12 protein-coding genes and 1 pseudogene are annotated in these 19,707 nt (G+C 63.7%); 6 read left to right on the top strand and 7 right to left on the bottom strand.

Annotated features, from left to right (window positions below; translation table 11 throughout):
* Positions 1-52: 52 nt before the first annotated feature.
* Positions 53-2,383: a glycoside hydrolase family 3 N-terminal domain-containing protein gene (locus B208_RS0116375; RefSeq protein WP_007983134.1), complete on the bottom strand. Its 2,331-nt coding sequence runs from the start codon at positions 2,381-2,383 to the stop codon at positions 53-55.
* A gap of 141 nt (positions 2,384-2,524) precedes the next feature.
* Between B208_RS0116375 and B208_RS24465 the strand changes: the two genes are divergently transcribed.
* Positions 2,525-2,692 carry a hypothetical protein gene (locus B208_RS24465; protein WP_171970528.1) on the top strand — a complete coding sequence of 56 codons (168 nt, stop codon included), beginning with the start codon at positions 2,525-2,527 and terminating at the stop codon, positions 2,690-2,692.
* Between the two features lie 165 nt (positions 2,693-2,857).
* Here B208_RS24465 and xacF read toward each other — a convergent pair whose 3' ends face one another.
* Positions 2,858-4,306 carry a 2,5-dioxovalerate dehydrogenase gene (gene xacF / locus B208_RS0116365; RefSeq protein WP_007983127.1) on the bottom strand — a complete coding sequence of 483 codons (1,449 nt, stop codon included), beginning with the start codon at positions 4,304-4,306 and terminating at the stop codon, positions 2,858-2,860.
* Between the two features lie 113 nt (positions 4,307-4,419).
* On the opposite strand from xacF, the gene gfo6 reads away from it, so the two are divergent.
* The 3 genes from gfo6 to B208_RS0116350 all read left to right on the top strand — a co-directional run bounded on the left by gfo6 (position 4,420) and on the right by B208_RS0116350 (position 7,928).
* Positions 4,420-5,511 (top strand): D-xylose 1-dehydrogenase Gfo6, encoded by a 1,092-nt coding sequence (gfo6, locus tag B208_RS0116360; protein WP_007983125.1) that lies wholly within the window; start codon positions 4,420-4,422, stop codon positions 5,509-5,511.
* Positions 5,512-5,577: 66 nt separating this feature from the next.
* A complete protein-coding gene (locus tag B208_RS0116355; RefSeq protein WP_007983123.1) occupies positions 5,578-6,816 on the top strand; it encodes a mandelate racemase/muconate lactonizing enzyme family protein in 1,239 nt (412 codons plus the stop codon).
* 227 nt (positions 6,817-7,043) lie between these two features.
* Positions 7,044-7,928 (top strand): fumarylacetoacetate hydrolase family protein, encoded by an 885-nt coding sequence (locus B208_RS0116350; RefSeq protein ID WP_026177898.1) that lies wholly within the window; start codon positions 7,044-7,046, stop codon positions 7,926-7,928.
* Positions 7,929-8,443: 515 nt separating this feature from the next.
* Here the strand turns inward: B208_RS0116350 and tbsP are convergent.
* The 4 genes from tbsP to B208_RS0116330 all read right to left on the bottom strand — a co-directional run bounded on the left by tbsP (position 8,444) and on the right by B208_RS0116330 (position 15,985).
* Positions 8,444-9,250 carry a transcriptional regulator TbsP gene (tbsP, locus tag B208_RS0116345; protein WP_007983119.1) on the bottom strand — a complete coding sequence of 269 codons (807 nt, stop codon included), beginning with the start codon at positions 9,248-9,250 and terminating at the stop codon, positions 8,444-8,446.
* A gap of 649 nt (positions 9,251-9,899) precedes the next feature.
* Positions 9,900-12,104, bottom strand: coding sequence for an LUD domain-containing protein (locus B208_RS0116340; protein WP_007983117.1), 2,205 nt, complete (start codon positions 12,102-12,104; stop codon positions 9,900-9,902).
* The gene (locus B208_RS0116335; protein WP_007983115.1) at positions 12,104-12,613 is read right to left on the bottom strand and encodes an LUD domain-containing protein; all 510 of its coding nucleotides are present in this window, start codon (positions 12,611-12,613) and stop codon (positions 12,104-12,106) included. Before B208_RS0116335 ends, B208_RS0116340 begins: the two co-directional genes overlap by 1 nt.
* A 924-nt stretch (positions 12,614-13,537) precedes the next feature.
* Positions 13,538-15,985 carry a beta-mannosidase gene (locus B208_RS0116330; protein ID WP_007983113.1) on the bottom strand — a complete coding sequence of 816 codons (2,448 nt, stop codon included), beginning with the start codon at positions 15,983-15,985 and terminating at the stop codon, positions 13,538-13,540.
* Positions 15,986-16,115: 130 nt separating this feature from the next.
* On the opposite strand from B208_RS0116330, the gene B208_RS0116325 reads away from it, so the two are divergent.
* Positions 16,116-18,320 (top strand): glycoside hydrolase family 36 protein, encoded by a 2,205-nt coding sequence (locus B208_RS0116325; protein ID WP_018128985.1) that lies wholly within the window; start codon positions 16,116-16,118, stop codon positions 18,318-18,320.
* Positions 18,321-18,348: 28 nt separating this feature from the next.
* On the opposite strand, the gene B208_RS0116320 is transcribed toward B208_RS0116325, so the two are convergent.
* Positions 18,349-19,113: a sugar phosphate isomerase/epimerase family protein gene (locus tag B208_RS0116320; RefSeq protein ID WP_018128984.1), complete on the bottom strand. Its 765-nt coding sequence runs from the start codon at positions 19,111-19,113 to the stop codon at positions 18,349-18,351.
* Between the two features lie 94 nt (positions 19,114-19,207).
* On the opposite strand from B208_RS0116320, the pseudogene B208_RS0116315 reads away from it, so the two are divergent.
* Positions 19,208-19,707, top strand: a pseudogene (locus tag B208_RS0116315) (GDSL family lipase); the annotation flags it as partial.

Here is a 19,707-nt window from a genome sequence, read left to right as displayed (position 1 = left end):
TTCTGAATACCAGAACGAAACTTCGAACACCGTTTCGAAACGGTATACCGTGCTACTCCACGGGTTCGACTCGCGTCGTCGTGAAGTACGTTCGGCCGGCCGCCGGTACTTCTTTCGTCGTCGGAACGTCGAACGCCGCCGTGGAGACGATATCGCTCGCCGAGCGACCGACGCGGAGTTCGTACGGACCTCGCTCGACGGCGAGATTCATGTCCCGGTCGTGGAACGCGAGTTGCGAGGCGTCGATTTCGAAGATGATGCGTTTCGACTCGCCAGCGGCGAGGAATATCCGTTCGAACCCGACCAGTTCTTGAACCGGTCGTGCTTGACTCGGGGACTTCGCGCTCGCGTACAACTGGACGACTTCGTGTCCGTCTCGGTCGCCCGTATTGCTGACCGTAACTTCGGCGCTCACCCGCCCAGACGGAGCGATCGAGTCGGTCGATAGCGAGAGGTCGCCGTATTCGAAGTCGGTGTAGCTCAGACCGTGACCGAACGGGTACAGGGGTGTGCTCTCCGTGTAGACGTGCTCTTCGTTCGCGGTGTTGGGTTTTCGGTTGTAGTAAACCGGCAGTTGGCCGACCGACCGCGGGATGGAGACTGGGAGGCGGCCGCCGGGGTTGTGTTCGCCGAACAGCACTTCGGCGATTCCTTCACCCCCGCGTTCGCCCGGAAGCCACGCGTAGAGGAGCGCGGGCGCTTCCTCAGCGATCCACTCGACGGAGTGAGGTTTCCCGCTTACGACGACGACGACCAACGGCGTTCCGGTCTCGTGGACGCGTTCCACGAGTTCCTGCTGGACGCCGGGGAGGTCCAAGTCGACCACGTCACAACCTTCGCCGCTGGTGGGAACGCTCGGGAGGTCGGCTTGCTTCTCGTCGATGTCGGAGAAATCGACGGCGGAGCGCGCGCCGACGAACGTGACGGCGACGTCGGCGGCTTCGGCCGCCTCGGCCGCCGAATCGAAGTCTTCGGTCGAGGACCCGGTCGTCGTACACCCCTGCTCGTATCGAACATCGAATCCGGCGTGCTCGCCGCGTGCTTCGATGGCGTCGAGTGGGGTCGTGGCATCGAGGTCGACTTCCTCCGTGGGATAGTGGGCCGGATACGCGTAATCGCCCATGAGTTCCTGTGCGTTGTCGGCTTTCGGACCGACGACGGCCACGGTCTCCAGTTCCTCCCCGTCGAAGGGGAGAAAATCGTCCTCGTTCTTCAGGAGGGTCATCGATTCGCGGGCGGCGCGGGTGGTGAGGTCTCTCGCGTTCTCGGTGTTGAACGGGGCGGCGGCGGCGTCGACGTCGACGGTCGGATCGTCGAGGAGTCCCTTCTCGGCCTTCGCACGGAGGACCCGACGAACCGCCGTATTCACCGTCGCTTCGGCCACGTCCCCGTCTTCGACGGCGTTCACGAGATGGTCGCCGTAGCAGTCCGTGTAGGGGAGTTCGACGTCGAGACCGGCCTCGACGGCCATCACCCCCGCCGCTTGCTTCGATGCCGCGACGCCGTGCTCGCTTTGCAGGAACTCGACGCTGTAGTAGTCCGAAACCACTGTCCCGTCGAATCCCCACTCGCCACGGAGAACGTCCGTCAGCAACCACCCGTCGCTCGCGCACGGGATGCCGTCGATGTCGTGATAGGCGTTCATTACGGACTCGGCGTCGGCCGTTTTGATGACGGCCTCGAACGGGAACAGGTGGGTTTCCCGTAGTTCCCGGCGTCCGACGTTGACCGAACTGCGGTTTTTCCCTCCCTCCCCGGCGCCGTGACCGGCAAAGTGCTTGAGCGTTGCAGAGATGCCGTCGCCATCACCCTGCAAGCCGTTCACGTATCCTCGGGCCATCGCTGCGACGAGATACGGGTCCTCGCCGAACGTTTCCTCGACGCGTCCCCACCGAAGGTCCCGAGCGATGTCGAGCACCGGCGAGAGCGCGTGCGTCGTCCCGATCGCTTCCAACTGACCGCGGATGGTGTCCGTTATTTCCGCGACGAGGTCCGGCGACCACGTACTCGCGACGCCGAGCATCTGCGGGAACGTCGTTCCGCTCGGTCCCATATAGCCGCTCAGACACTCCTCGTGGGGAATCGCGGGGATGCCGAGTCGAGTCTCGCTCCCGAGAAAGTCCTGGAGTTCGTTCGTCCGTTTCGCGGCTTCCCGTGGTGGAAGGCTTCCTTCCCCGCCGAGTCTCGTCAGATGACCGATTCCGTTTTCGAGGAGTTCCTCCACCGCCTTCCGGTCGAGGCTTCCATCGTCGTCGAGCAGTTTGTTCGCGTTCACCGACCCCAGTTGTGCGACCTTTTCCGTTATCGTCATCTCTTCGAGGAGCTCTTCTACTCGCCCTTCGTCGGCGATACGAGGCTCTCCACGATCCGATTCAGTGTGCATCAGTTAATTTCTCGCAATCACATCTCTTAATGGTTTGGACGGGAGGTATCGCGGTATTTCCGCGCTCGGTTACTCGCTTCCCTCGGCAACGATGGAGTAGTCCACGACAACGGTACCGCCTAAACGCACGGTAGAACAGGTGTGGTTCGAGCCGTCACCGAACTGGAGTTGTTCCTCCAGTTCGGGAAGCCGGGAACGCCCGCGGCGTTCGCCAGCGATTCCCGCCAATACGGCATCCAAACTTATTTCTCGGACGATGCCGCGCCGATATCCGTCGCCAATTCACTCGGTTCGGCCGTCGAAACGTGATGAGCCGATTCATTCGACGCGAGGTACGAACACGTCTCCGACTTCGTCGGGACCCTCGACGGGATCGACCCCGAGGACGGACAGGTTTCGACGACCGGAACCGAATCGAGGGAACGAACGTCACGCCGAAAAGGGACGAACCGAACGACGGTACCGAGTGGCACCTCAGTAACTGTCGTACACCGTCTTCTCGATGGTGTAGAACTCCAGTCCCTCGTCGCCCTGTTCGCGCCACGTCTCGCTGGACGATCGCTTGAACCCGCCGAAGGGAACGTGAAGTTCGAGTCCCGTCGTCTTGTCGTTGACCTTCACGACGCCCGCCTCCACCTCGTCGATGAAGCGGTTGGCTTCCGTGTGGTCGTCGGTGACGATGCTCGCCGAGAGGCCGTAGTGAACGTCGTTCGCGACGTGGAGACCCTCGTCGAAATCGCTTACCTTGATGACGGCGACAACCGGCCCGAAGACCTCCTCCTGTGCGATTCGCATCTCGGAGTCCACGTCGGTAAACACGGTCGGTTCCACGAAGTATCCGGTCTCGACCGCTTCACCGTCGGGAGTGTTGCCCCCCGCCGCGAGCGTCGCCCCCTCGTTTTCGGCGATTTCGATGTAGTCGAGCGTCGATTCGAGTTCGCTTTCGCTCACCTGCGGTCCCATCTCGTGGTCGGCACCCGGACCGACGTCGATGGATTCGGCGCGGTCCACGAGTTCGGCCACGAACTCGTCGTACACGTCCTCGTGGACGATGGCGCGGGAACACGCGGTACAGGACTGACCGGTCGTCCCGAATCCGCCGCCCGCGACGATATCGGCGGCCTCCGCCGGGTCGGCCGAGGCCGCGACGACCGTCGGGTTCTTGCCGCCGAGCTCCGTCTGGACGCGTTTGCCCGCGTCGGTCGCCCGGTCGTACACCATCTCGCCGACTTCGCTGCTACCGGTGAACGAGACGGCATCCACCGCATCGTGTTCGATGAATTCCGTGCCGACGGCGCTCCCCGACCCGGTGACGACGTTCAGCACGCCGTCGGGGAGTCCGGCTTCGTCCAGCGCCCGCGCGAGTTCGATTGCGACGCCGGGTGCGGCCGACGCCGGTTTGAGCACGACCGCGTTCCCGGTCGCCAAGGCCGGTGCGAGCTTCCATGCCGGAATGGCGATGGGGTAGTTCCACGGCGTGATGAGCGCGGCGACGCCGACCGGTTCCGTTCTCGTGTACAGGTTCTGGTTCGGTGCGCTCGGACTCTTCATCGTTCCGCCGAGGTCGGCCGCCTTCCCGGCGAAGTAGTGGAAGATGTCGATAGCCCGCTGGACCTCCCCACCGGCTTCGGCGTGGGCCTTCCCTTCCTCGGCGACGAGCACGTCCGTCAGCTCGTCCTTGCGCTCTTCGAGCAGGGTCCCGGCCGCGCGGAGGATTCGGCCGCGCTCCGGTCCCGGCGTCGATGCCCAGTCGTCGGCCGCTGCAGCGGCGGCTTCGACCGCGGCCGTCGCGTCGGTCGCGCTGGACGACTGATAGCGTCCCACTGCCTCGTTCGGGTTCGCGGGGTTCTCGACTTCGATGGTGTCACCCGACTCCGATTCGATCCACTCGCCGTTAACGTAGTTGTACGTCGTCTTCGACATCAGGCCATTATTCTCACTTCTGCCATACGACTGTTACGGTTCGACGAACGTTTGACGGGAATTTTACTACGGCCATCACTAGTTTTTTGCCGACTGGGTTGAATCGTCCGAGTATGACCGTCGACGACTACCTGAGCGGTATCAGACAACGGGATTGGGAAGAACTGGAATCGGGCACGCTCCGCGTCGCCCTCGTGGGTCTCGGTTGGTGGACGCGCGAGCAGGCCGTCCCGGCGATTCGAGAATCGAAGTTCTGCGAGACGACCGTCGCCGTCAGCAGCTCCCACGAAAAGGCCGAGACCGTCGCCCACGATAGCTCGACCGTCAGCGCCGCCCTCACGTACGACGAGTTCGTGAACGGCGACGCGACCGACGAGTACGACGCTGCGTACGTCTGTACGCCGAACGCATCTCACCTGCAGTACGTGTCCGCCGCCGCGGACCACGGGAAAGCAGTGCTCTGCGAAAAGCCGATGGAGGCGACGCTCGACCGCGCCGAGGAACTCGTCGCGGCCGCCGAAGATGTTCCGTTGATGGTCGCCTACCGAATGCAGACCGACCCGCAGGTTCGCCGGATGCGCGAACTCGTCCGCGACGGGGCCATCGGCGACCCGGTGGCCGTCCACGGCCACATGGAACAGCAGATGCTCGACGTCGTTTCGGGCAACCCGGACCAGTGGCGACTCGACCCCGACCTCGCCGGATACGGTTCGACGGTGATGGACCTCGGTATCTATCCGCTGAACACCGCTCGGTTCGTCCTCGACGCCGACCCCATGAGCGTGACCGCACAGATGCACTCCGAACACGAGGCGTTCGACGACGTTCCGGACGAACACGCCACCTTCTCGCTCCGGTTCGACGACGGCACGTACGCCGCCTGCACCGTCAGCCAGAACGCGCACCTATCGGGCGGGTTCCGAGTTATCGGTACCGAGGGCGAACTGCGCCTCGACCCGGCGTTTTTGGGTGCCACTCCACAGACGCTCACGCTCCGACTGGCGGACGGCCGCGAGATGGAGATCGACGACGGCCGCCGCGACCTGTTCGGCGACGAGATGACCGAGGAGTTCGACTACTTCGCCGACCGGGTCGTTCGAGGGGTCGAGCCGACGCCCGACGGCGAACACGCCCTCGTCGATATGCGGACGCTCGCCGCCATCTACGAGGCCGCCGAAACCGAGAGACGGGTGTCGGTCGAGTGACCGATTCGGACGATATCTCCCGAGTCGCAACCTTTACTACCGACCTCTGGTAACCCCTCGCATGCAATGGTTGATCAAGCGAAGCTCCGCGACCCGAACGCGGAGTATACGATGCGTGACCTCTCCGCCGAGACGATGGGCCTCACCAACCGACGCGGCGGGGTCCGCGATGCGGAGATAACCGACGTACAGACGACGATGGTGGACGGAAACTACCCGTGGATTCTCGTTCGCGTCTACACCGACGCTGGCGTCGTGGGAACCGGCGAATCCTACTGGGGCGGCGGCGACACGGCCATCATCGAGCGGATGAAGCCGTTTCTCATCGGCGAGAATCCGCTCGACATCGACCGACTCTACGAGCATCTCGTCCAGAAGATGTCCGGCGAAGGCTCCATCTCCGGGAAAACCATCTCGGCCATCTCCGGTATCGAAATCGCCCTGCACGACCTCGCGGGAAAACTCGTCGAACTCCCGGCCTACCAACTCGTCGGCGGGAAGTACCGCGACGAGGTGCGAATCTATTGTGACTGCCACGCTGGAGACGAGTCGGAACCCGAATCGAACGCGGCGGAGGCGGAACGCGTCGTCTCCGAACTCGGCTACGACGCCATCAAGTTCGACCTCGACGTTCCTTCGGGGTACGAGAAGGACCGCGCGAACCGCCACCTTCGCGGTCCCGAGATAGACCACAAAGTCGAAATCGTCGAGCGAGTCTGTGAAACGGTCGGCGACCGCGCGGACGTGGCGTTCGACTGCCACTGGTCGTTCACGAGCGGGAGCGCGAAGCGCCTCGCCCGCGAACTCGAAGGGTACGACGTGTGGTGGCTCGAAGACCCGATTCCGCCGGAGAATCACGACGTACAGCAGAAGGTCACGGAATCGACGACGACGCCCATCGCCGTGGGCGAGAACGTCTACCGGAAGTTCGGCCAGCGGACGCTGCTCGAACCGCAGGCCGTAGACATCATCGCACCCGACCTCCCGCGCGTGGGCGGCATGCGCGAGACGCGAAAGATTGCCGACCTCGCCGACATGTACTACATCCCGGTCGCCATGCACAACGTCTCCTCGCCCATCGGAACCATGGCGTCCGCACAGGTCGCCGCGGCGATACCCAACAGCCTCGCCGTGGAATACCATTCCTACCAACTCGGTTGGTGGGAGGACCTCGTCGAGGAGGACGACCTCATTCGGGAAGGTAGGATGGAAATTCCCGAAGAACCGGGCCTCGGCGTGACGCTCGACATGAACGCCGTCGAGAAGCACATGGTCGAAGGTGAGGAGTTGTTTGATGAGGCGTGAGCTTTGTCGAGCCAGCAAAGCTCTACTCCGCGCTGTTTGACGAGGCATAGATTCGTCGAGCCAGCAAAGCTTTGCTTTGCGTCGTTTGACGAAGCGTGAGCCTCGCCGTGCCAGTGAGCCAGTGGCTCACGCGGGTCGTCAAAATGTCGAAGGGGCCCGTTTCGTCACCGGCAAAACGGGTTTCTCCACGGCGATACTCTTTTAACACCTTCCGCTCATCACTGTGTATGCGCTATTACCGACTCCCCGGGGGAGAGCCTCGCTCATCCGCGGATACGTTGGTCGTGATCGACGACGACGGAACCGCATACGACCTCACGTCCGTCTCAGCTGACCTCAGCTCGTTCAGGGCGCTCGCCCGCGCAGCGAACGCGAACGACACGTCCATCGATACCGTCGCTCGAAACCGCCTCGACGACGCCGACCGCATCGAGTTTGACGACGCCGACCGGAACATCCGCCAACCCATCGTCGCCGACGAGGTGTGGGCGGCGGGCGTCACGTACCGGATCAGCGAAGAGGCGCGCAAAGCCGAGAGCGGCAAGCCGGAGGTGTACATCGACGTGTACGACAGCGGGCGACCGGAGCTGTTCATGAAGGCAACGCCGTCGCGGACGGTCGGTCCGTGGGAGGATGTCGGCGTGCGCGGGGATTCGGAGTGGGACGTCCCGGAGCCCGAACTCGGCATCGTCCTGCACCGCGGCGAAGTCGTCGGCTACACGGTCGGCAACGACGTCTCCAGTCGGGATATCGAGGGAGAAAACCCGCTGTTCCTTCCACAGGCGAAAGTGTACGACCGGTGTTGTGCCATCGGACCCTGCATCGCTTCGGCGGAAACGGTCGGCGACCCGCACGACCTCTCGATGTCCCTCTCGATACGACGCGACGGTGAGACGATGTACGAGGAATCGACCACGACGAGGGAGATGGCGACCACCTGCGAGGAACTCGTCTCGTACCTTCGACGGCACAACAGCCTCCCCGAAACGTTGGTTCTGCTCACGGGAACCGCACTCGTGCCCCCGGAGTCGTTCACCCTCACCGAAGGCGACGAAGTTATCATCGACATCGACCGAATCGGGCGGCTCGTGAACGGAACGGTTACGGTCTGACCAGACGACAACCGGCGACGCGACCGGATAGAGACGTCTTTCTCCGGAAATCAGCTCCCCGACGTGATACCGCCACGCGACTCGTGAATGGTCCGTTCCCAATACCAGAACGGTCCGGGTGCCAACCCCGATTTTCGCCAGGTTTCAAAAGCGGTTGATAGCCGGGAGAGACAGCGGTATTCGACGGGATCGATGGAAAATCGGACACCGAGGTCCCTCGGGTGGACCGTTAATACGTTCTCCATATCAGAACGTATTTCGGTCGAAGCGACCGAGGAACGGTGATCCCTCCTTCCGCACGCCAAGAATTACAGCACTATTATTGTAATGCTAGGGAGAGGAGCGGACAGAAGTCCCGTTCGACCGCGGTGCGTCGAAGACGTCGAGACGCGGTACGTTTTCGATGTCAGAACCGGGCCTTCCGTTCATCCGTCGGACACGGTACGTTCCACTCCTCGTGTGTTTTCGCCCGTCGAGTGCGACCGACGGGCGTTCGGTGCGGGCGGCGGTCGGCGCTACGCGGTCACCTGTTCGGCCAGATTGTCGATGTTCTGCAGGTCGTTCGGTACCAAGACCAACCGAAGTCGCGGACGGCCGACGTCGATGGGAACCTTTTCCGTCTCTATCAGGCCGCGGTCTTCGAGTCGCGTTTTCGTCCGCGAAAACGTTGCTTTACTCGCGACGCCGGTGTCCTCGCCCCATTTGCTGATGTCGTAGAGCAGTTCCTCGTTGTTCGCTCCGACCAGCAGCGCGATGGCGACCTCATCGAGCTCGTCGTCCTCCCCCGGAATCGTATCGACCGACTCGACGATCATCATGAAATCGTCCTTGACGTCCTCCCCGAAGTCTTCGTCGAGCGTTTCTTTCACGCGGGAGAACGGCGGGGTCCGCAAACTGAACGTATCGCCCGTCTCCCACTCGTCCATGAACGTCGTCCGAACGTTTTCGACCAACTCCTCGTCAGACGACTGCAGCCCCGTCAGTTTCCCGTCCAAGGTTATCACCGTCACGACGAGGTCCTCGCTGACGAGCAGGGAATTCCGTGCGATATCCGAGGTCGTGCGGAGTGTCAGTACCTCCTGTTCGACCAAATCCGCGACGCGACTCGCGAGGATGAAGTCCTCGACGGCCGATTTCAGCACTTCGGAACTGGCGAGCACCTTGAGGTCGGGAAGGTCGATGTCGGATTCGACCGCCGTCAGTATGAGCGCTCGAAACACGGGCGGTGCGGGATTCACTATCAGGACGGAATCCGCATCTTCGAACAGCGAGCGAACGGTTTCTTCGAACTGTTGATCGACGACAGTTGTTTCGGATAGCATACATCCACCATCGAGCGGAGGTATCTTTGTTTCGACCACATTACTAATCGAAAGAGGCGGCTAAAAATAGCGGATGGAACGGATTAACTTGGGGTGCAGAGAAATGCGAAAAGTCTCAGAACACGATGGTCCGATTTGTTACCAATGTGTGACCACTTACTGAATTCGGTCTCGTGAGTGCATCCTGCTAGGTTCCCCAAAACGTATAAAAAACCAGATAATATGGAGAGTGAACGGAGCGGACAATTCCTTTTTGTGAAGGAAAACGCCGTATAGACGGCCTGTATCCATCGGTAGTTCGAATATCGATTGAGCGTATTCCAGAACCGCTCTCGACCGAGTTATACTACAATCTGACATCTTGGGATTCCGTTCTCGATATCAGGTCTCGGTACCGATACCAGTACCACGAGTGCGTCCGCAAGTTCGCTCGGATTACCCGTGGTAGCGTGCGCAATCCTCGGTTATAGTCGGCGATTACCACCGTGTTCACTGCCGGATATGGGCCGAGAACGCTTCGATAGCGACGGTCGCCGAAAATCGGGGTCGGTCCGTGGTCGGCACGGTCAGCCGCGCTTTCACCCGACGTTCTATCGCGCGTCGCCATCACTCGCGTTCGTCGGCCGACTAGTCTTCGAGGAGCGGAGGGCTACCGCCGCGATGCCTCGATGACTTCGACCGGGTGGCGCACGTCGGCGGACAGGAGATCCACGAGCTGCTCCGTACAGGAGGTTCCGGAGGCGACGACGGTCCGGTCGGTCTCGTCCTCGAACTGGTCGCGGAGCGTCTCCCCGACGTCCATGCTCAACTCGTAGTACTCCGATTTGTACCCGAAGCTCCCGGCCATGCCGCAACACTCCACGTCCGACGTAGCGACGTCGTAGCCGAGGCGCTCGAAGACCGCCTCGGTGTAAGCGTCCACTCCGAGCGTTCGCTGCTGACAGTGGCTGTGGTAGGCGAGTTTCGTGCCCGGACTCGCAAGCGCGTCGGCGTCAGCGCCGTTTTCCAGCAGTCCGAACACGTATTCGAGCACCTCGTAGCTGTTCTCGGAGAGGGTTTCGAAGGCGCGCGGGGGGAGCAACTTCTCGTACTCCCGTCGGAACATGGCGAGGTCGCTCGGTTCGATGACGACGACATCGCGGCCGCGGTCGATGTGCCGACGGAGGCGGTCGAACACGCGGTGGGCCTTCGATTCCGCGGTGTCGACCATTCCCTGCGAGAGCGGTGCGCGGCCACTTCCGGGGACGTCGGGAACGACGACCTCGACGCCGAGGGATTCGAGGAGGGCCACCGCCGCCTTCCCGCGGTCCACGAGAACGTAGTTCGTGTACACGTCGGGGTACAGGACGGCGGTTCGGTCGGCGTCGTGGACGCGGCTCCCGCCACGCGCCGCGAACCACTCGACGAGCGATTCACCCTGGAAGGTCGGCAGGTCGCGGCGGCGGTCGATTCCCGCGAGTCGGCTCATCGCGGCCCTGACGGGGGCCGACCCGAGCAGTCGATTCGAGACGGGGGCGGTTTTGCTCGCCACCTTCGCCAGCGTCTCGAAGTTGCCGAACGCGCGCTTCTGGAGGTCGAGACCCGCGGGTTCCTCGTCCGGCGTCAGCCCTTCGACGAGGAAGTCGAACTCCGACGAGTCGTGCTCTCGGTTGAGCCGGTCGCGGACGACCGTGTTTATCCACGGGATGTCGATTTTGACCGGGCAGGCGTTCACGCAGCGCGAGCACCCCGTACAGAGGTCGTTGAACTCGCCCGCGCTCTCGATGCCGTGGACGCCGGTCTCCCAACCGGTGGCGATGCCACCGGTGTACGTCTCGCCGCCGAAGGCGTGGCCGCCGACGTGCTGGAAGTTCGCACAGGAGTTCGCACAGGCACCACAGCGGATGCAGTACAGCGTCTCGCGCAACTGATCGTCCTCGCGCATCGCCATGCGGCCGTTGTCGATGAGGACGAGGTGGAACTCCCGGTCGCGCTGGGGTCCGAATCCCGGCTCGTCGGGGTGCTCGAAATCCAGCGTGGGCGAGTCGGTCGGCGGACTGAACAGCGAGACGTACTGGGCGATGTCCTGCCCGGTGGCCGACCGGGCGATGAGTTCCACGAACGGCCCGAGTTCCGACAGCGACGGGATGACCTTCTCGACGCCGGTGACCGCGATGTGGGTATCGGGCGTCACCGCACACTTCCGCGCGTTCCCTTCGTTGGTGACGAGCGTTATCGTCCCCGAGTCGGCGAGGACGAAGTTCGCGCCGGTCATGCCGACGTCGGCGTCGCGGATTCGCTCGCCGAGGTAGTCCCGGGCGAAGTCGGTGAGCTGTTCCGCCGTCTCGAACGGTTCGTCCGGGTCGAAGTACTCGTTGAAGAGGTCGGCAACGTCGTCGGTCGTCCGGTGGAACGCCGGTCCGATGAGATGCGACGGCGCTTCGTCCGCGACTTGGATGACGAACTCGCCGAGGTCCGTTTCCCAGACGTCAACGTCGTCGGTTTCGAGCGCCTCGTTGACGTCGAGTTCCTCGGTCGTCATCGACTTGCTCTTGACGACGGATTCCGCGTCGGCATCGTCGACGACGGTTCGGATGTACGCGTTCGCGTCCGCGGCGTCGTCGGCGACGTACAGGTGGCCGCCGTTCTCCTCGACCGACTCGCGGAGGGTTTCGACCAGTTCGGGGAGTCGGTCGATGGCGTCCTCCTTGATGGCGCGCGCTTCCTCGCGGACCGCTTCGTACCCGTCGAACTCCTGAATCGCGTCGTAGCGTCCCTCGTTGAAATGCGTCGTGTTCTCCTGAACGCTCTCTCCCTCCGTCTCCAGCAGGTTGCGAATTTTCGCCGCCGTCCGGCGTCGGCTCTCGCCGCTCATCAGCGCCCCTCCACGACGATGACGCGGACGTCGCCCGGTCCGTGAACGCCTTCCACGAGCGCGCCCATGTCGCCCGTGGCGCTGACGCCGGTGGCGAAGACGGCGGACCGCCGACCGGCGTCGAACTCGCTGTCAAGCCGTTCGAGCGCGTCTCGAACATCGGGAACGATGTCGCTCTCCCGAACCACGGCGACGTGACGGGGAGGATAGAGACTGACGGGTTCGGTCCCCTCTGCGGACGACTGCAGAAGGAGACTTCCGTGTGCTGCGACGCCGAGCGCGGCGGGTGTGACGCCCGTCTTCGCGTCCGCGAGTTGTCCCGTGGACGGCGAGCGCGTCACGTCCGCGTCGTCCACATCTATTCCGTCGATGTCCAGTGGGACGCCCACCGCAGGCGCCTCGATTGCCGCGTCCAGCGCGTCGGGGAAGTCATCGACGGTCGTCACTGTACACGGCACGTCGAACGTTCGTAACGACGATTCGAACGTCGCGGTCGATTCCGTCGGCATGGTTGGGTCGTTGTGGTGGTGGCCTAATAACCATTCCCGTGGCGGCGATGTTCCACCCGTTTCCTCGAAACCGCCGTCTTCCTGCCGCGATACCGATGCCTCCTTTCGACCCGTGTGTGGATTTCCGTTCGCGCACGTCGAAGAACCAGCGTGGCCGGTGGAACGGTCACCGACCGTCAACATCCGTCCAAACGGTTCGCCGAGTAACCATTACATCACTAGTGGTGTAATTCTCCATCGGGTCGATGAACGCGAACCGCTCGAACGTCCCGGACGCCACAGGTGGTTTGATAAATTCAAACGAAAGCCGGACCGGGGCTACCCGTAGAAAAACGCGCGGTTTCACGACGAACCGTGGCTCATCGAGGCCGTTTTCGGCCGAACCGCAGGTTGTTCACGAATAAATAGAACGTTTGTTGTTCTGGAATCCCCGTCAGCCCGTGTGAACGTCCCGACGGCACACCGGTTTTTGTTTTAGTATATCAAACGGAGAGCGAAGCCGAAACAATAGATTTGATGATTTCAAACGAAAAGCCGTAGCTCATACTAGCTCCCACACCACTGGAATCGGTACGAAACCCGCGAGATTCTCCGTTTAGGTGCGCGATTTGTCCTTTCTCGGAGCGTTTCCGTCCCTCGTCACGACGCCGTATTCGGAATCAGTATTCGTATTATTTGATGTAGTCAAACACTTCCGCCGCTCATCGACGGGACGTCATTATCTCGTCGTTTCGAGGTTGCAAATAATCGTCCAGGAACGCGAGAATCACCGGTCGCGTATCCGTGGTACCCGGACGGACTTTCCGACGAACCACCGGAGTGGTCACGGGAAACGTGAGCGTCGGGTGTCGCCGCGGGAAGTCCGGGCAACCCGTGCACGGACCGCCGAGTGGGGGAGAACGAAAACGAAGCGAGGCGGTTCGGTCAGTACGTCTCGGCGAGGTGGCGAACGGAAATCGACTCTTCCAACTCCTCGTCGGAGACGTCACGCTCGGATTCGTACGCGAGCGTCCGCTCCTCTCCCGGCGCGAGGTGGAAGTAGTTGTCCTCGAACCGCCCGCGTCCGTCGCTTCGCAACTCGACGAAGAGCGCGGCTTTGGGGGCGCGAACGATTGCGTTTCCGTCGCGCACCGTCAGTTCGAGGTCGGAGTCCGGCAGCGAGAGCCGTTTGTACGGGACGAGCGTGTGATACGCGGACGAGGCAGAGCCGAGAGTCACCGGGGTCGCCCGGAACAGCACCTCCGAGCGCGCGGCGTCGCCGAGTGCGGTTCCGACGTCGACAGTGCCGATTCGGTCGCTCCCGTCCCCGTGTACCTCGGCGGCGAACGCGGTTTCGAACAGGTGCTCGCCGTCCACCGTGACGGCGTCCACGCGGACCGTCCCGGAAATCGGCTCGCCGCCGTCGTTCGTCACCCACAGTTCGAGGTCCTCCTCGTCCTCGACCATTGAAACCAAGGTCGGTTCGTAGAATCGCCGCGCGATGTGGTGGAGCGCCTTCCACTCGCCGCCGTATTCGACGGACGACCACGACGCACACTGCCAGAGGTCGTTCAGCTGCCAGTAGAGCGTCCCCATACAGTGTGGTTTCCGCCGTCGCCAGTGTTCGACCGCGGTACGGATGGCCAACCCCTGCTGAATCTGGCTCAAGTAGACGAAATCGTCGAAGTCCGACGGCATGCGGAAGTGGTCGGCCATCCGCTGGAGGATGCGCTTGTTGCCGCCCTCGTTACGCTGGTGGTGTTCCATCAGCGGCGCGGTCGGATTGTGCTGGTCGGCCGGAACCACGTCGGCCAGCGTTTCGACCGAGGGGAAGGACTGATAGCCGAACTCCGAGACGAACCGCGGTTCCGTCTCCAGAAACGCCGAGAACGGTTTCCCCTCGTGCCAGACACCCCAGTAGTGGATGTCGCCACGTCCTTCGTCCTCCGGGTCGAGCCTGTCTGGACCGCTGGACGGGGAGGCAGACCAGTACGGACAGGACGGGTTCTCCTCGTCCACGACCGCTCCGAGAGTTTCCCTGAACAGTTCGTCGTAGTCGTCTTCGAGTCGGTCGATGTGGTCGCTGTCCGCGAACCAACTCTCCACGCCGACTTCGAGTTCGTTGTTGCCGCACCACAGCGCGACCGAGGGATGGGTCGAAAGACGACGGACCTGATAACGCGCCTCCGCCTCGACCGAGTTCACGAACGCGTCGTCGCCCGGATACAGCGCGCAGGAGAACATGAAGTCCTGCCAGACGAGCAGTCCCTTCTCGTCGCAGAGGCGATAGAAGGCGTCTCGTTCGTAGTAGCCGCCGCCCCAAACGCGAACCGCGTTCATGTTGGCATCGACGGCGCTGGAGAGCAAGTCGTCGTACGTTTCCGTGGTCACGTTTCGATACATGGCGTCGGCGGGGATCCAGTTCGCGCCGCGGGCGAAGATCGGTTCGCCGTTCACTCGGAGGTGGAAGCCCTCGCCGTCACCGTCCCCGTCGGGCGGTCGAACGAGTTCGACGTCACGGAATCCGATCCGTTCGGCCACCGAGTGGGCGACGTCGCCTTCGACGGTCACGCCGAGGTCGTACAGCGGTTGGTCGCCGCGACCGGCGGGCCACCACAGTTCCGGCTTCTCGACGGTCATCGACAGCGCGACTTCCCCGTCACCGTCGAGCGTCACCCGCCGACTCGCCGACGCGTCGGTTCCATCGACCGCCGCGGAAACCTCGTACTCGCCGGGGGTCGGCACCGAGAGTCCGACTCGAACGTCGAGTTCGACGTCCCCTTGGCCGTGGCGCTGTACGGGCGTTACGTGGTCGATTCGCGGCGACGAGTGGGCGACCAGTCGGAGGTCGCGCCAGATACCGACCGTGGGAAGACACGGCCCCCAGTCCCAGCCGAAATGACACTGGGCCTTTCGGATGAAGTTTCGAGCGGGCTGGTCGACCGGATATCGAAGCGTGGGCACGTCGTACGGGTGGTCCGCCGCCCGCTCGGCCGCGTACTCGACGGGCGAGCGAAACCGGATTCGAACCTCGTTTTCCCCTGCTGTTAGGGCGTCGGCGACGTCGAACACGTGTCGTCGGAACATGTTTTCGGCCCCGCCGACGATTTCACCGTTGACGTAGACGGTCGCAACGGTGTCCAGACCGTCGCACTGAAGCACGACCCGCTCGTGGTCGAGGAGCGATTCGCCGACCGTCACGACCCGACGGTACTCCCAATCCGATTCACCGACCCACTGCAGGTCGAGTTCGTTGTCGTTTTCGTACGGATCGTCGATCTCGCCCGCGCTCAGTAGGTCTCCGTATATCCCTCCGGGAACGGTCGCCTCGCGCCAGCGTTCGTCGCCGGAACGTCGAAACTCCCAGCTCCCACTAAGGGTGGCTGTCTGCATACTGCTACCAAATTTCGACGGGGAGATATAATACTTCCCCTCTCGACGATGCGACGGAAACCGCCACCCGTCGTCGGCGACATGACGGGGGCGATGATATTTTTATACCCCGTCGAAGAAACATGGGGCCATGCTCGAACGGACGAGAGACGCGACCACGCTCCGCTACGACATCGACGAGGCCCAACTGTCGATTCACGACGCCAACGGCGTCGTCTTCGCCGGTTCTCCCGGTGTCGTTCTCGACGGCGAACTCGTCACGCCCGACGGGTCCGAAGCCCGCTCCGCCGACGCCACGCTCGACGATTCGACGCCCGCCGTCGTCCACCGTTGCCGACGCGACGGCGGAGAACCCGTCGAACTCCGTCTCGAACTCGATACGCATCCGAGCGGCGTCGTCGTGACCATGGAACTGGAAAACGAGTCCGAAACGGCCGTAACGGTCGATTCCTTCCGGATAGCGGGCGGCAACGTCGAGTTCGGTTCGGACGCCCGCGTGTACCGACACGGCTACCAGTCGTGGACGCCGACCGGGGCGCTTCCGGTCGGGGAACGCTTCCCGCCGGAGAACGAGGACGCCGCACCGATGATGTACGACCTGGCGACCGACGGGGAAACGCGGACGAGCAACTACGTCACGGCCGTCGCTGACGGGTCGCGGTCGCTCACCCTCGGGTTTCTGGACCACGACCGCTACGTCACGCGGTTCGACATCGCGGACGATTCGACCGGCGTCTCCGGCGTGACGGCCGTTTGTCCGGCCGACGGCTACCGTCTCGCCCGCGGCGAAACGCTGACCAGTTCCCCGCTTCTGGCGGACGCCTCGCGGACCGTATCCGATGCCCTCGCCGCGTGGGCGTCCGCGGTCGGCGAGCGAATCGACGCCCGCTTCCTCGAGACCGTCCCGACGGGGTGGTGTTCGTGGTATCACTACTTCACGGACGTCTCCGAGGCTGACGTCCGAGAGAACGCGGAGGGGTTGAACGAGTGGGGGATTCCGGTCGCCCTCGTGCAGGTCGACGACGGGTACACGACAGCCATCGGCGACTGGCGGTCCGTCAACGACGACTTCTCGGACATGGGCGCGCTCGCCGCGGACATCGAATCGGCGGGCTACACCCCCGGCATCTGGCTCGCGCCGTTCCACGTCGCCGCGGATTCGGCCGTCGCCACGGAGCACCCGGAGTGGCTCATCGCCGACGAGGACGGTCCCGTGGGAGCCGGATTTCGGTCGGGGGAGTACCTGTACGGCCTCGATGCGACCCACCCGGAGGTCCAGACGTGGCTCCGCGAGACGTTCCACACCGTCGTCCACGAGTGGGGCTACGACTATCTCAAACTGGACTTCCTCTTCGCCGCCGCGCTACCGGGCGACTACCACGACGAAACGGCGACGCGGGCGGATGCCTACCGGACCGGGCTGTCCATCATCCGCGACGTCGCGGGCGACGAGACGTTTATCCTCGGATGCGGTGCACCCATCGGTCCCAGCGTCGGCATCGTGGACGCGATGCGAATCGGCCCGGACGTGGACCCGGTGTGGGAGACGCCCGGCGAGTCGGACAGCCAGCCCGCCCTGAAGAACGCCGTGCGGAACACGCTCAACCGCCAGTTCACTCACCGTCGCCTGTGGCTCAACGACCCGGACTGTCAACTCGTGCGGACGACGACGGACCTGACCGACGCCGAGCGGCGGGCGTTCGCGGCCGTCGTCGCGCTCACCGGCGGCCTCAACGTCTTCAGCGACGCCATCGAGGAAATCGACGACGCGGGACGCAACCTCCTCGAACGAACGCTTCCGCCCGCCCGAACCGGCGATGTCGTCGGCGTCGGGAGCGAGGAGTTCCCGGATCGCCTCGTCTGCGACCACCCGTTCGGCGACGGTGCGACGATCGCGGCGTTCAACTGGACGGACGAACCGGCGACCGTCTCCGTCTCGCCCGAGGAGGTCGGCGTCAGCTCACCCGTCGCGTGGGACGCGTTCGAGGAGCGCGCCGTTTCGCTCGACGGGGCGGGAATCGAGCGCACGCTCGCCCCGCACGACGCTCTCCTCGTCCACCTGTCCGAACCCACTGACCGACCGGGAGTCACCGGGACGCGCGACGCGCTCACGGGCGAGTCCGGCGCGATTCGTTCGACGTCGTGGGACGACGGGACGCTGACAATCGAACGCGCGGACGCTCCGCCGGTCGAAGCGCTCGTCTCGGTTCCCGAGGGGTGGTCGTTCGACGGCGAGGACCTCGCGGGAGGCGAGGACGGCACCCGGATATTCGCGGTCGAACTGGAGGCCGCCGTGACGGAACTGACGTTCTCCCCACCATCAGAACTCGACTGAGACGGAAATCCGCCAACGGAAGCGGCGCTTATCGTCCGCCCTCGACAGCGGTACGGACGTTCTCCTCGGCCTCCCGGAGCGCGGGGAGCACCCGGTCGTCCGGGAGTTCGTACTCGACGACGAGCGGGGCGTCCACGGCACCGTGGTCGTCGAACAGGCCGAGAACGGTCGGAAGGTCGAGCGTTCCGGCACCGGGGAGGTCCTCTATCTCGTCGTCGCTGGTGTCCTTCAGGTGGACGGCGACGATTCGGTCGCCGACCGTCGAAATCACGTCGGCCGGAGACTCGTCCACCACGACGAGGTGGCCGGTGTCGATGCAGACGCCGAGTCGAGGGTGGTCGTATCGGTCCACCACGGACCGAACGTCGTCGATGCCGGAAAACACCGTCGAGAGGTCGTCGTGGTGGACGGTCGAGTAGTTGTGAATTCCGACATCGAGGTCGAACGCCTCCGCGAGGTCGACGAGTTCCTCGGTGATGTCGTCCCGCGCTGGCGGGTAATTCACGGTGACGTACTCCGCGCCGAGGTCGGCGGCGGGCGCGAAGCTGTCCCGCGCTTCCCCGGTGTCTTCGATATCGATAACGCCGTACCCATCGACCGCCACCGACGACTCCTCGATTCGGCGTCTGCCCGCCGCGATGGTCGCCTCGTCGTCCTCGGGGGACAGGTGCTCCCCCCAGAGTTCCAGTCGGTCGATATCGGTCGATTCGAGCGCGTCGAGAAGGTCGCCGAGCGACCGGGAACGGAACACGACGCTCTGTACACTGATGCTGTAGTCGGACGGATTGGACATGGTAGCACCCACGGCGGGGCGCGCGAAAAGCGCACCGACACGTCCGGGGTTCTTGCACACTTATTATCGACACCTTCGTACGTCGAATACCGCCATGTACTCCGATACGCATCCCTCCGTGTCGCTCCACAACGTCGCGGAGACGATTCCCGCCGACTGGGCGACCGACGGCACACAACTGTGTCGCGTCCCGACGTCCGTCGGGAACGACCTGAACGTCGACGCGCGCGAACGCGTTCGTCACCCGACAGGGTGCGAGGTTCGATTCGTCCCGAACCGCGACGACGCGACCGTCCGTGTGACGCTCTCGGCGGCCGAATCAGCGGCTGCCCGGCCGTTCTGGGGCGAGTTTCAGTCGTCGGAACTCGTCACCATCGGACCGACGCCGACGACGTTCGAGTTCGCCGTTCCGGAACGGCTTCGAAAACTCGACGACGAGACGGAGCGAGCGGGCGCGTTCTCCCCCCGGGTCTGCCGACTCCGATTCGAGGCCGGTGCGCCAGTCGCCCTGCACGGCGTTTCGGGGGACTGCCGCCCGCCGACGTCGGACGAACTCCCGAGCGGACGGTATCTCGCGTACGGAACCTCGATCAC

Source organism: Haladaptatus paucihalophilus DX253 (assembly GCF_000376445.1).
In the GTDB taxonomy this organism is placed as follows: Archaea; Halobacteriota; Halobacteria; order Halobacteriales; family Haladaptataceae; genus Haladaptatus; species Haladaptatus paucihalophilus.
The sequence above is the reverse complement of the archived record's forward strand: the minus strand, read 5'-3'. Positions and strand labels throughout refer to the sequence as shown.

Coding starts and splice junctions, on each gene's coding strand:
- B208_RS0116375 (WP_007983134.1), bottom strand. CDS start 2,383: ATGCACACTGAATCGGATCGTGGAGAGCCTCGTATCGCCGACGAAGGG.
- xacF (WP_007983127.1), bottom strand. CDS start 4,306: ATGTCGAAGACGACGTACAACTACGTTAACGGCGAGTGGATCGAATCG.
- gfo6 (WP_007983125.1), top strand. CDS start 4,420: ATGACCGTCGACGACTACCTGAGCGGTATCAGACAACGGGATTGGGAA.
- B208_RS0116355 (WP_007983123.1), top strand. CDS start 5,578: ATGGTTGATCAAGCGAAGCTCCGCGACCCGAACGCGGAGTATACGATG.
- B208_RS0116350 (WP_026177898.1), top strand. CDS start 7,044: ATGCGCTATTACCGACTCCCCGGGGGAGAGCCTCGCTCATCCGCGGAT.
- tbsP (WP_007983119.1), bottom strand. CDS start 9,250: ATGCTATCCGAAACAACTGTCGTCGATCAACAGTTCGAAGAAACCGTT.
- B208_RS0116340 (WP_007983117.1), bottom strand. CDS start 12,104: ATGAGCGGCGAGAGCCGACGCCGGACGGCGGCGAAAATTCGCAACCTG.
- B208_RS0116335 (WP_007983115.1), bottom strand. CDS start 12,613: ATGCCGACGGAATCGACCGCGACGTTCGAATCGTCGTTACGAACGTTC.
- B208_RS0116330 (WP_007983113.1), bottom strand. CDS start 15,985: ATGCAGACAGCCACCCTTAGTGGGAGCTGGGAGTTTCGACGTTCCGGC.
- B208_RS0116325 (WP_018128985.1), top strand. CDS start 16,116: ATGCTCGAACGGACGAGAGACGCGACCACGCTCCGCTACGACATCGAC.
- B208_RS0116320 (WP_018128984.1), bottom strand. CDS start 19,113: ATGTCCAATCCGTCCGACTACAGCATCAGTGTACAGAGCGTCGTGTTC.